At 68.9% G+C, this 11,707-nt stretch carries 11 protein-coding genes; 7 read left to right on the forward strand and 4 right to left on the reverse strand.

Translation table 11 applies throughout. The features are described from left to right. Position 1 precedes the first annotated feature (1 nt). The gene (locus A6F73_RS35475; protein ID WP_063352436.1) at positions 2–400 is read left to right on the forward strand and encodes a hypothetical protein; all 399 of its coding nucleotides are present in this window, start codon (positions 2–4) and stop codon (positions 398–400) included. Between the two features lie 174 nt (positions 401–574). On the opposite strand, the gene A6F73_RS35480 is transcribed toward A6F73_RS35475, so the two are convergent. Beyond that, positions 575–1,918, reverse strand: a complete 1,344-nt coding sequence (locus A6F73_RS35480; RefSeq protein ID WP_063352437.1) for a hypothetical protein — start codon at positions 1,916–1,918, stop codon at positions 575–577. Between the two features lie 285 nt (positions 1,919–2,203). Here A6F73_RS35480 and A6F73_RS35485 point away from each other — a divergent pair, with 285 nt between their 5' ends. Next, positions 2,204–2,608, forward strand: a complete 405-nt coding sequence (locus A6F73_RS35485; RefSeq protein WP_079136540.1) for an ATP-binding protein — start codon at positions 2,204–2,206, stop codon at positions 2,606–2,608. Between the two features lie 41 nt (positions 2,609–2,649). Next, positions 2,650–3,576: a phytanoyl-CoA dioxygenase family protein gene (locus A6F73_RS40010; protein WP_079136626.1), complete on the forward strand. Its 927-nt coding sequence runs from the start codon at positions 2,650–2,652 to the stop codon at positions 3,574–3,576. On the opposite strand, the gene A6F73_RS35500 is transcribed toward A6F73_RS40010, so the two are convergent. Beyond that, entirely contained in the window at positions 3,489–4,748 is a 1,260-nt protein-coding gene (locus A6F73_RS35500; RefSeq protein WP_063352441.1) for a helix-turn-helix transcriptional regulator, read from the reverse strand. The two genes, A6F73_RS40010 and A6F73_RS35500, sit on opposite strands and share 88 nt — an antisense overlap. Positions 4,749–5,563: 815 nt before the next feature. On the opposite strand from A6F73_RS35500, the gene alaS reads away from it, so the two are divergent. Beyond that, positions 5,564–8,224 (forward strand): alanine--tRNA ligase, encoded by a 2,661-nt coding sequence (alaS, locus tag A6F73_RS35505; RefSeq protein WP_063352442.1) that lies wholly within the window; start codon positions 5,564–5,566, stop codon positions 8,222–8,224. Between the two features lie 131 nt (positions 8,225–8,355). Here the strand turns inward: alaS and A6F73_RS35510 are convergent, their stop codons facing one another. Then, positions 8,356–8,778 carry a hypothetical protein gene (locus tag A6F73_RS35510; RefSeq protein WP_063352443.1) on the reverse strand — a complete coding sequence of 141 codons (423 nt, stop codon included), beginning with the start codon at positions 8,776–8,778 and terminating at the stop codon, positions 8,356–8,358. Positions 8,779–8,903: 125 nt separating this feature from the next. Between A6F73_RS35510 and A6F73_RS35515 the strand changes: the two genes are divergently transcribed. The 3 genes from A6F73_RS35515 (at position 8,904) to A6F73_RS35525 (ending at position 10,976) form a co-directional block, all read left to right on the forward strand. Then, entirely contained in the window at positions 8,904–9,635 is a 732-nt protein-coding gene (locus A6F73_RS35515) for an SMI1/KNR4 family protein (protein ID WP_063352444.1), read from the forward strand. Positions 9,636–9,734: 99 nt separating this feature from the next. Then, positions 9,735–10,451 carry a DUF6193 family natural product biosynthesis protein gene (locus A6F73_RS35520; RefSeq protein ID WP_159398710.1) on the forward strand — a complete coding sequence of 239 codons (717 nt, stop codon included), beginning with the start codon at positions 9,735–9,737 and terminating at the stop codon, positions 10,449–10,451. A 114-nt stretch (positions 10,452–10,565) separates the two neighbouring features. Then, complete coding sequence (locus A6F73_RS35525; protein WP_063352446.1) at positions 10,566–10,976, forward strand: hypothetical protein; 411 nt, start codon at positions 10,566–10,568, stop codon at positions 10,974–10,976. Positions 10,977–10,997: 21 nt separating this feature from the next. Here the strand turns inward: A6F73_RS35525 and A6F73_RS35530 are convergent, their stop codons facing one another. Beyond that, positions 10,998–11,636, reverse strand: coding sequence for a flavin reductase family protein (locus A6F73_RS35530; protein ID WP_063352447.1), 639 nt, complete (start codon positions 11,634–11,636; stop codon positions 10,998–11,000). Between the last annotated feature and the right edge of the window lie 71 nt (positions 11,637–11,707).

Genomic DNA, 11,707 nt, shown 5'->3' on the forward strand with positions numbered 1-11,707 from the left:
CATGACGCAACAACACCCCTCCCCCACCCTCCTCCCCCTCCTCCTCACCCTCACTGCCACCACCGTCATAGCCCTCGGCTCCCTCTGGTCCCTCTGGTACCTCCCCTTCCTCTGCGGCCTCGCCCTCGGCACCACCACCGCCCTGCGCGGCCAACGAGCCCGCACCGCCGTCCTCACCGCCACCACAGCCGCCCTCGCCGGCTGGGCCGCCCCCCTCCTCTGGCGCACCGCCACCGGCGAAGCCGTAGCCGGCACCGCCCGCACCCTCGCCGCCCTCGCCGGCCTCCCACCCCTCGCCTCCCTGATGATCACCGCCACCCTCCTGATCAGCCTCCTCCAAGCCCTCCTAGGCGTCTGGCTAGCCCGCACCACCACCGCCACCCTCCGCCCCACCCCCTGACCCCACCCCCCACCAAGGCAAACGACGGCCCGGCCCGCACAGCGGCCCGGGCCATCGCCGTTCCGTGCTCTCGGTTCTGGTCTCATCCTCGCCCAGGGGCCGCGGACAGGCCCTGGAGCCAAGCACCCACTCCGACGAGCAGGAGGCACTCCAGCAACCGTAGGTCTCCGGGGATCAGGCCTGGCGGGGCGCTATCGGTCGGGCGCGTTCCAGGAGTTCGCGGACGTGAGGGTTACGCCGGTGTGGCAGGGTCGCGGACAGCATGGTGCGGATGCGGTCGTCGGCTCGGCCGGACTGGACGTGGGGGAAGTCGTCCAGGGCGAGGTTCCAGTTCTGGACGGCTTCCTCCAGTCGGCCGGCTCCGAGCTGCCATTCGGCGAGCATCGCGCGGTGACGGACACGGGCCCGGCGGTACACCGCGGGTCGGACCTTCTCGGAGTGCTGGAGTGCGCGGGTGGCGCCTTCTCGGTCGCCGAGCTCGTAGTTGACCTGGGCGACGTGGTACGAGAGGGAAGCCGGGTCGTAGGAGCCGTGGGCCTTGGCCTTGGATTCGGCTTGCTCCATGGCGACTTCGGCTTCGTGGAGCTTGGCTAGCGCTCCGGCGCGGTCGCGCGTCTGGGCGAGGGCGTGGGCCTGCTGTCCGGCGAGGAAGGCACGCATCCGTGGTCCGGCCTCGGGTGATGCGGCATCGGCGGCGTTCGCGTACCGCAACGCGGTTGCTCCGTGGCCGAGTTCGACCGCTTGGACGCTCATTCCGCGCAGGGTGGTGCAGTAGGTGAGGTGGTCGCCGGCGGCGAGGGCGAGCTCCAGCGCTTTGGTGTAGTAGGCCTGGCCGAGCAGGTCGAGGCGTTCGTCCACGGCCATGTAGCCGGTCAGGTAGAGGTGGTCGGCGGCGGCGGACAGCATCGCCTTGCGGACCTCGTCGTCGGCGGTGGCCTTGAGGTGTGGGGCGATGTTGTTGACCATGAACGCGGCGGCCATCGGGCGGGCGGTCCGGCCGCCGAACTGGTCGTCCAGCTCACTGATCCGTTCGGTCATGGCGATCACGGCCTCGACCTCTGCCATGCCGATCCGGGTGTGTGGATCGGCCTTCAGCCGCTCGAATCGCCCGATGAGGTCCGGCCAGCCTGGAATGGTGAGGGCGACCGAGTACAGGCCCGCCCCGAGTACGCCCCTGCGCGATGGGTCCATGTCCATGCTCCCGAGGTCGATCAGTCCCGCCACCGTATCCCCGGACTGGGCCTGAACGTCAGGTCGATCGGCGAAGCCCGCCTCGAATGCGGTGACCGGCCGCCCCAGGCGGCGGGCCAGGGCCTCCAGGACCACTTTCTGGTACTTGGCCATGGGACGGGTGCCCGAGAGCCAGTGCGAGACGGCCGACTCGTCGTACCTCAGCTTGTAACCGGCCTCGGTTCCGGCCCGGTTGACCGCTCGGGCGAACTCGCCGTTGCTCGCCCACCGGCATTCCTCTACCAGCGGGGCGAGCTTGCCGTTGGGTGTCCGTTCGCGTGCTGCCATCGCCGCCCCCGGGCCGGGTTTCAAGGGTTTCAAGCATCCGGGGTGTCTCTACCGTGTTCACGCCGAGCGCACACCTGTTGACTCATTGTCAGGCCGAGCGAGAGCCCCACGGACCAGGGCTGCTTCGGCTTCACGATCGGCGGCACCGCCCACCTGCTCGTCCATTCCCAGGTGGCCGGTACCGCTCTCCAGGCCAGTGCCGAAGGGTGCCCCACCGTGGTCGTGCATTCCCATGTCTTCTTCCTGACCAGAGATCCGGTCTCCGTGCCCGTCGCCCGTCGTCGGGTGAGGAGCCGCGTCGCCAGCTGGGGCGTCCTGCTCGACGAGGACACCCGGTTCGCGTTGGACACGGTCACCTCCGAGCTGGTGACCAACGCCGTCCGGCATTCCGACCGGCCGATGCTCACCGTCGCCGTCTACGTGAGCGTCCGGCTGCGGCGGGCCCTGGTCGAGGTCTACGACGGCTCGACCGCACTTCCCCGGCGACGCCAGGCCGGCACGGACGCGGAGAGCGGCCGGGGGCTGGAACTGGTCGAGTGCCTGGCCCTGGCGATGACCAGGCGCCAGATCATCGCCGGGCCGCGACGAGCGGTCCAGGCAGCCTTGAACGCGCTCGAACGCCGTGGCCGGACGCCGATACGAGCCCCGCACTGCCCCGGCAGCACCCGCCCCGCCGTTCCGGCCCGCTAGGCAGGAACCCCGTCAGGAAGGGATCAGAACCAGTGACCAGCATGACCAGGACCAACGGCGTCCTCGGCCGCCGCGGACTACGAACCGGCGTCGAATGGTCCACCCCCAGTGCCGCCCGCGCTCGCGCCGCCCAGCTCGTCGCCGAACACCGTTCCCAGCAGCGGGAGATCGTCCGCAACCCGCACCTGAATACCGAGTGGGCCCGCGCCGCCGTGCGAACCCCGCAGCTGCTGGCCGCCATCCAGGAAGCCATCGGCCAGGACATCGCGGTGGAGAACACGTTCCTCGTGGTGAAGTGGCCCGGCCGCGCATTCGAGATCCCCTGGCACCAGGACGGCATCGATGCCCGCCTCGAACTGGACCCCGACCGCTCGGTCTCCGCCTGGCTGGCAATCAGCGACGCCACCGTGAGCAACGGCTGCCTGCACGCGGTACCCGGCTCCCACCACTTCGGCTACCTGCCGTTCTCCTCCGAGGCCGAGCACGGCGCCGAACGCGGCCGTGCCGACCAGGCGACCGGCTTCACCGCCGACACCTCGACCGCACTGCCCCTGCCGGCCGGGTCCGCCCTGCTCATGGACAGCCGCCTGCTGCACCGCTCCGGCACCAACACCAGCAACGGCGCCCGCGTCGGCCTGAACGTCCGCTCGCTAATACAGCCGCCGCCCGCCAACACGACCTCGCCGCGAATCGGCCCTGGTCGTTCCCTGCCTTCGAGGCAGCCCTACGGGCCAGCCTCGCCCACGACCCCGAGCAGCGGCCTTCAGCGTGCTCGCTCGCCAAGTTGCTCCGCACCGCTCTCGCCGAGCCCGCCTCGACCTGCGAGTAACCCAACATCCACAACACTGGACATGAACGTCCAGAGCGGCGCCAGCCACCATCATCGCTCCAACAATCGCGCGAGCCAGCTACGCCGATACTTGAGCTCACGCTCACGCCTCTCCTCCTCTATCCGAGCAAGCTGGTAGAGCTCGGTCTCACGGCGATCGCCTGAATTCCACCCTTCGGGGCAGTCTCTCAGGACATGCTCACGAAGCCTCTCCCCCAAGTCGGCGGCGCCATTCTCGCCGCAGGCACGGTGGAATCGCAGGAGTGACTCCTTCGGAGCATGCAGAACGAACGCGGGAACCACATCGCGGACCCATTGCATGGCAGGGGATGGGTTCAACAGATGCACCAGGCTCACGGGCGCTTGGGCCCTGGTGACACGGAACTCGGTGAGCGGCTGTTCTTCGCCCTTGGATGGTTCCAGGGTCCTGGTGAAGTAGAAAACGGCGACTGGGTCGTGCGATCGAGCCGTCGCGGCCAGGATCCGCTGCCCGTCGAGCTTGCGCCCCTTGCCGAGGAACATCTCATAGAGCCCAAAGAGCAAGGTGATGTCACTACTCGTCGCGAGCCGCTCCATCAACTGATCCGCTTGCTCGTCCTGGTCATAGTCACGCCAGTCGACGAGCACCTGATAGAGCTCGTCCACGCCGACTGCCTCTGCCTGATCCCACAGGAGGAGTTCGGCGTCGGTAGCGTTTGACAGATCCGCCATGGCGCGGACATCGCGCTCCTGCAACCGCAGGAGCGCCTCGGCTTTCCGAATCTCTTCCTCGACCTCCACAACACGGCGCTCAGCAGCATCGCGCTGCTCAGTGAGCGCCCGTACTTCGTCCCGGGCGTGGACGCTGAGATCCGCGAGGGAATCCTCCACTGCCTGACGTTTGCGACGTTCTGCCACAAGCTCCTCGCGGAGTACATCGAGCTGCTGGTTGGTACGGAGGCGCTGATGCTCGATCTCCTCCCTCGCGTCAGCGAGTTCGAACTCGCGCGCCTGCAGCGGGTTCCGGGTCCGGACCGCGTCGTACATCAGTTTCCGGGTCCGGGCGACTTCCTCAGGCGAGACCTCACCGCCCTCTTGTTCGGCGACCACCTGGTGGAGCCGTGCCGCAAGCTCTCGACGCGGGACCTCACGGCCGTTCAAGAACTTCGAGAGCCGGGTCTTGTCCACACGCAGCCTGTGGGCCAGCTCCTCGGAGCTGAGGCCGGTCCGGTCACGCAGATCCCTCAATCGCTGGGCGCAGCGCCGCTCCGGCTCGGACAGCCGCTCGTCGAGTTCTGCGAGACCACGCCGTGTCGGAAGCTGGTGCGTCATCCTCCGGTGCCCCCTTCTAGGTTGCGAGCCAAGCAATGTGCGGCCGTGTGACGCAAGGCGCGGTTGCGACCTGACGCACTCATGCCCCTACCGAATGTGATTGGACCCTACCGAACCAGTCGCACCTCGGAGGTTCTTATGGCTCTCCCTCGCCCGTCCCGCCCGTTCCTCGATATCCGCATCGGCGGCACGCGGCTAACCATGCAGCGCTGTCCTCGTCGGCTGCTCATCCTGATGGGATCTGTCGCGGGCACCCTGAGCAGTGTGCTGGCGCTGCACCGGTAAGGGTGCAGTCAACGCGGCCTGAGTAATGACTCTGGTCTCAGTTCTGGTCTCATTCGCCCCCATCCGACCGGGTTCGGTCGGCGCCCGACGGTTCGATCCGCCGCAGGTCAGAACGGGTACAGAACCCGGCGGCCGGAGTTCGGGAGAATTGGAAAGCGTGCCGGGAGCACCCCCTCACGAGTTCGAATCTCACATCCTCCGCTTCGACCGATGGCCCGGCCCGCTCAGCGGCCCGGGCCATCGCCGTTCCGTGCTCTCGGCTTGGCTCTGAAGGACAACTCCGAGCGAACGCGCCCCGGAGCCGCTACCGTTGGAGGCGCAGTCGCAGCGCGCCGTTGCGTCCGTTGTCGGCTGCGCCACCTCAGAGCGACGGATACCGGAACCGGAGTCATGGTCTACACCGTGGGGGCGCGAGCTATCTGCGCCGAGCTGGAGAACTGAGAACCACTCAGTCCTCGTTCTCGGCCCGGCTCGGCGTGTGATCACCCCCCCCCACCTCTCCGCGACTCTTCCGTGAGGGCCCTACCGCCATGCGCTCGACGCAGATCCGCTCCACCTTCCTGGACTTCTTCACCTCGCGCGGCCATCGCCACGTCCCGTCCAGTCCGCTCATCCCCTCCGACCCGACGCTGCTGCTGGCCAACGCCGGCATGAACCAGTTCAAGCCCTACTTCCTGGGCGAGGTCACGCCGGAGTACCCGCGCGCCACGACCATCCAGAAGTGCGCCCGCACCTCCGACATCGACAACGTCGGCCGCACCAACCGGCACGCCACGTTCTTCGAGATGATGGGCAACTTCTCCTTCGGCGACTACTTCAAGGCCGACGCCATCGCCTACGCCTGGGAACTCCTCACCCAGGGCTACAACTTGGAGAAGGACCGGCTCTGGATCACCGTCCACCAGGACGACGACGAGGCCGAACAGCTCTGGCGCAGGATGGGCGTGCCCGCCGAGCGCATCCAGCGCCTCGGCGCGGACAACTTCTGGGACATGGGCGTCCCCGGCCCCTGCGGCCCCTCCTCCGAGGTCAACTACGACCGGGGACCGGCCTTCGGGCGCGAGGGCGGACCGGCCGTCGACGGCGAACGGTACGTCGAGATCTGGAACCTCGTCTTCATGCAGTCCATGCGCGGCGCGGACGACGACAACGGCACCTTCCCGATCCTCGGCGACCTCGCCCGGCAGAGCATCGACACCGGCCTCGGTCTCGACCGCCTCGCCGCGATCCTCCAGGACGCCGAGAACGTCTGCGGCACCGACCTCCTGCTGCCCACCCTCACCACTGTCCAGGAACTCGCCGGCCGCGACTACCCGGGCAGCGGCTCCGACGGCGAGGAGAAGGTCTCCTTCCAGGTCGTCACCGAGCACGCCCGCTCCATCGCCTACCTGATCGCGGACGGCGTCCTGCCCGCCAAGGACGGCCGCGGCTACGTCCTGCGCCGCCTCATGCGCCGCGCGATCCGCCACGCCCGCCTGCTCGACATCGACCACCCCGTCCTCGCCCCCGCCACCACCAGCGTCATCGCCAACCTCGGCGACGTCTGGCCCGAACTCACCAGCCAGGCCAGCCTCATCGAGCAGGTCGTCACCGCCGAGGAGGAGTCCTTCACCCGCGCCCTCACCCAGGGCACCCGGCTGCTCAACGCCGCCGTCACCCGCAGCCGCGACAGCCGGTCCACCACCCTCACCGGGGAGACCGCCTTCGAACTGCACGACACCTACGGCTTCCCCGTCGAGCTCACCATCGAGGCCGCCCGCGACGCCGGACTGACCGTCGACGAGGACCGCTTCACCACCCTGCTCGCCGAACAGCAAAAGCGCGCCAAGGCCGGTGGCAAGGCCAAGACCGCCGAGGCCCTGCGCCGCCAGGACGCCTACCGCGAACTGTCCTCCCGCCACGGCCGCACCGACTTCACCGGCTACGACCGCCTCGACACCGAGGCCACCGTCCTCGGCCTCATCGCCGACGGCACCGTCGTACCCGGCGCCGACCAGGGCAGCACGCTCGAACTGGTCCTGGACCGCAGCCCGTTCTACGCCGAGTCCGGCGGCCAGGTCGGCGACACCGGCACCATCCGCACCACCGACGGTGCGCTCCTCGACGTCCTGGACACCAGGCTCGGCCTGGAGGGCTTCCACATCCACACCGTCCGCATCCGCGAAGGCGAGATCCGCACCGGCGAGCAGGCCGAAGCCCTCGTCGACGGCCCGCGCCGCGGCGCCGTCGCCCGCTCCCACTCCGCCACCCACGTCCTGCACGCCATGCTCCGCCGCACCCTCGGCGACCACGCCCGCCAGCACGGCTCCCTCGTCGACGCCGGCCGCCTGCGCTTCGACTTCGCCCACTTCTCCGCCGTCGACCCCACCCAGCTCGCCACCATCCAGGCCCTCGTCAACGACCACCTCCTCGACGACCCCGAAGTCCGCATCTGGCACGCCACCCGCTCCGAAGCCGAGGCCGCCGGCGCCACCGCCCTGTTCGGCGAGAAATATGGCGACCACGTCCGCATCGTCGACATCGGCGACTTCTCCCGCGAACTCTGCGGCGGCACCCACGTCCCCCACGGCTCGGACGCCGGCCCCGTCCGTATCCTCGGCGAAGCCTCCGTCGGCTCCAACCTGCGCCGCATCGAAGCCCTCACCGGCCGCGACGCCCTCACCTACCACGACACCGAACGCCGCCTCCTCGAAGAACTCTCCACCCTCCTCGGCACCCGCCCACACGACGCCCCCGACGCCCTCCGCAAGCGCCTCGACGCCCTCACCACCGCCCAACAGGAACTCGCCCGCCTCCGCGAAGCCGAGCTACACACCCGCGCCCAGCAACTCGCCGCCTCCGCCCGAACCGTCCCCGGCGGCCGGATCGTCACCGAGAACGTCACCAGCCTCGGCCCCGACGAACTCCGCACCCTCGCCACCAACACCGCCGACCTCCTCGGCAGCGGGCACGCCATCGTCATCCTCGGCACCGAACACAACAGCAAGGCCCTCCTCGCCGCCGCCATCACCCGCAGCCTCCACGCCACCGGCACTCAGGCCGGCCGACTCCTCACCGCGGCCGCCCGCGCCGTCGGCGGCGGAGCCGGCGGCAAGGGCCCCATCGCCAACGCCGGCGGACGTAACACCGAAGCCCTCGACAAGGCCCTCACCCTCGCCGCCCAGGACGCGACCCGACTCCTCGGCCAGTAGGGCCAGTCCACCCGACACGGGCTGTCGGCCCCCTTCACCAGGGGGGTCGGCAGCCCACACCGTCACCGTCGCAGCCGTCTGGCTCTGGCTCTGGCTCTGGCTCTGGCTCCGAGCATGACCACCCGACAAGCTCAGCGCATCCAGCCAGGTGTTTCGACGCCCGTGAAGTCATTCCAGGCACGGCAGTAGGCACGGGACTTCGGGCCCACGTCCGCCCAGACAGAGCTGAGGTCGAACCCCTCGTCCCAGGTGTTCAGCAGTGCCTCGAAGAACCCGGTGACAACAGCCGTCCTGTCCTCATCACTGCCCTGCGCCTGAATCCTCTCCAAGAGTTGCAGTACCCGTCGGCTCTGCTCCGGAGTGAACTCGGCCGACTGTTCACCGAAGACCCTCCCGAGAGTTCCCAGCCGAAGTGTCAGTGGCGGAACATCGTCCTCGTCCTCCTCAACGGTGTCCGCCGCAGGGCCTTGCCAGCTCTCGACGTCGGCACGGTCGGCATCCGCCAGGGCCTCGCTGACGCCGATCAGTTCTTCCCACCACGGCGGGGTTGTCACCTGTGACCTCCCTATATATCTGTACTGATTCAGGTCACAGCATCCCTCACCGCCTGGATCACACCCTCAGTAGCACCCCCCTGCCGCCAGGGCCTTGAAGCGCCGAGGTCATATCCTGGCCGATCATGCGGAGCATTGACTGGGACGACGTCCGGGGGCGGGTACGCGCGGTGCGCGAGGAGCGGGCGTGGAGCGGGGCGGGGGCTGAGCTGGCTGCGCCGCTGGCCGAAATCCAGGTGGTGGAGGCGGAGCGGCAGTTCGGGATCACGTTTCCGGCGGACTACCGGGAGTTCCTGCTGCGGGTGAGTGCGGGCGGACGGTGGCCCAAGGAGTTGCGGCAGGGACCCCACGGGTGGCACTGGGCAGGGGACGCGGACACCCAACTGGAGCGGCTGCACGTGCCGTTCCCCGATCACGACACCGCACTGGCGGCGAGTGACGAGGTGTGGGAGAAGTGCGTGCGGGAAGAGGATTATGCCGACCCTGCCGACTTCGCGGCCGCCCGGGACGCTCGGAACGAGGCCGTGGAGGCGGCGGAGCGGGACCGAGTCACGGGCGGTGTGTTTCTGGCGGGCCATGGCCACAACTTCAGCACCCTGCTCATCGTCAGCGGTTCGGACCGCGGCAGCATGTGGTTCGACGGGCGGCCGACCTGCGATCGTCTCAACCCGCTGCTGACGGATGCGGGACGACCGGCCGGCTTCGGTGAGTGGTACATCGACTGGCTGGAACACGAGGAGGGTCTGACGACCCCGGAGCTGGAGGAAGCCGCTCGCAACCAGTGGCACCGCGGTGTCGGCACGCCCATCTGGCTCCGCTGGTTCGACGACTGGGAGGACAACCGCCGCGGTCGGTAGCCCACCTACCACGAAGGCGTCCGTCATCGCCGAGCCCATGGCAGTCGTGATCGGAAAGAAACGGCCACCGAGCGGCATCGATACGGGCAGACTGGGGTGATGAACTTCGAGGCGGGGCTTGGCGAGGGTGGCTGGGACGATGACGGGGCCCTCCAGGCTGCGCTGAGGCGTACCGCCGAGGAACTCGGGCTCGCCCTGCCCGAGTTGGACGGGCGGTGGGGTCGACTCGCGGAGTACGTCGACGCGGGGAGCGGCCGGCGCGTGGTGGTGTGTCCGCCCGACGAGGGGCAGCGGACCTTCCGGGTGAGACTCCAGGGCTACCGCGCGCCCCTGGCCTGTGGGTGGACCTCGGACCTGGCGAAGGTAGTCACGGCGACGGCGGCGTGGACGGGCGGCGCGGGGCTTGAGGAGACCCGGGCGCGCGCCTCGTTCATCCGGTTCAGGCCCTGGGCCCTCGCCCACGAGCGGGAGCCGTTCGGCGCCGTCGAGTTGACGTGGCTCGTCAAGCTCGACCGCGTCCACAACCCGCCGTACAAGCGGCACCCGCGTGCCCACGCGCTGCTGGCGGCGGCGTACGCCCAGCCGGTGCTCCGGCAGCTGATGCCGGTCAACAGCCACTTCAACCTCTGGTTCTCCACCAGTGTCGAGGAGTTCTGGAGGAGGAAGGCCCGGATCGGGTACGTCATCTGCCCGTACGACGAGGGGCTGTACGGGGTGCGGAACGACGGCGAGTTGCTCGCGCGCACCGAGACGCCGGAGGAAGCCGTCGCCCTTGTGGTGGCCGCCCTCCCGGAGGGGATCGGGCCGGCGCGCTGAAGCGACGCTAAGAACCGCGGGCGGCGCATGGGGCTTTCGCAGCACGGGAAGTCGGACTGGCCGACTTCCCGTGCAGAGGGCGAGATCCGTCCGACGCTCCTTTAAGATCCCACGGTGAAGATCTGGACGGAGCGCCCTGCCAGAGCCGACGTCGAAGCAGTCGTCTGTCGCTACTTCAGTCTGCTCCGAACCGAGCGGATCCCCGAGGCCGTGGAACTCGTCGATCACACCTCGGTCCGGCATGTGCTCAAGTCACTATGGGCCGGCTCGGTCGAGACGAACGCCGACGAGGACAAGGACGAGGACAAGGACGAGACAAACGGCAGCCCTGCTGCCGACGGGTGGGACCAGGACTTGTCCTGGCTCCGCGAACTCGATCTCGCGGACTTCCACTGGGGCCACGAAGGCACCGGTTTCTACGTCGAGATCACCTACCGCGCACGGATCATCGAGGTGTCATTGAGCTTCTGGGTCAAGCCCACCGACGCCGGCTGGGTCCTCTCGGGGCCGGCCACCCTCTGGTAGGAGGACGAACAAAAGAGCAGTTCAGACGGTCGCCGACTGGAGCTGGTGCGGCATGTTCCAGCCCTCGGCGAGCCTCGACGGGTGAACGTTGTCTCCCCCGCCGAAGAACTCGCAGAACTTCATGATCAGCGGGTCCCAGCCGAGCGGGTCCACGTAGTGCGTCCCGGGGATGACGAGGTCCTCCTCGACATGGGCGCGAAGGACCTCGACCTCGAAGGCGGTGGCGTGCGGCTCGGGACCGCCGAAGGGGTGGGCCGAGACGACCTTGCACTCCAGCTGGACCGGGCATTCCGCGACCCTGGGGGCTCGGACCAGGTCCGACGCCTGTTCGGTCAGCTGTGCGACCGAGAACTTGTCCGGCTCGTACCGGTAGCCCTGCTTCACCTTGTAGTCCGCCACGGTCGGCTTCCCGGTGGTGAGCGCGATCCGGTCGACGGCATCGACCATCGCCGACGAGGGCAGGTTGAGCACGCACTCGCCTTCTCGCAGCAGGTTCGCGGTGGTCTGGCCGTTGTTGCCGAGACCGAGCATGCAGGACTGGCCCAGCCACCACACCGAGGACATCGGCGCGAGGTTCGCCGTACCGTCCTCGTTGAGTGAGCTGATCAGCACCACCGGAGTTCCGAAGTACAGGACCTTGAGCCCGGGGACGACGTGCATGCGCTGTGCCTTTCGCGAAGTGCCAGACGAACAGGTCCGCGATCAGGAACACGAACCGTCGCCGACTCTCT

It is taken from the genome of Streptomyces sp. MJM8645 (assembly GCF_001625365.1).
Lineage (GTDB): Bacteria > Actinomycetota > Actinomycetes > Streptomycetales > Streptomycetaceae > Kitasatospora.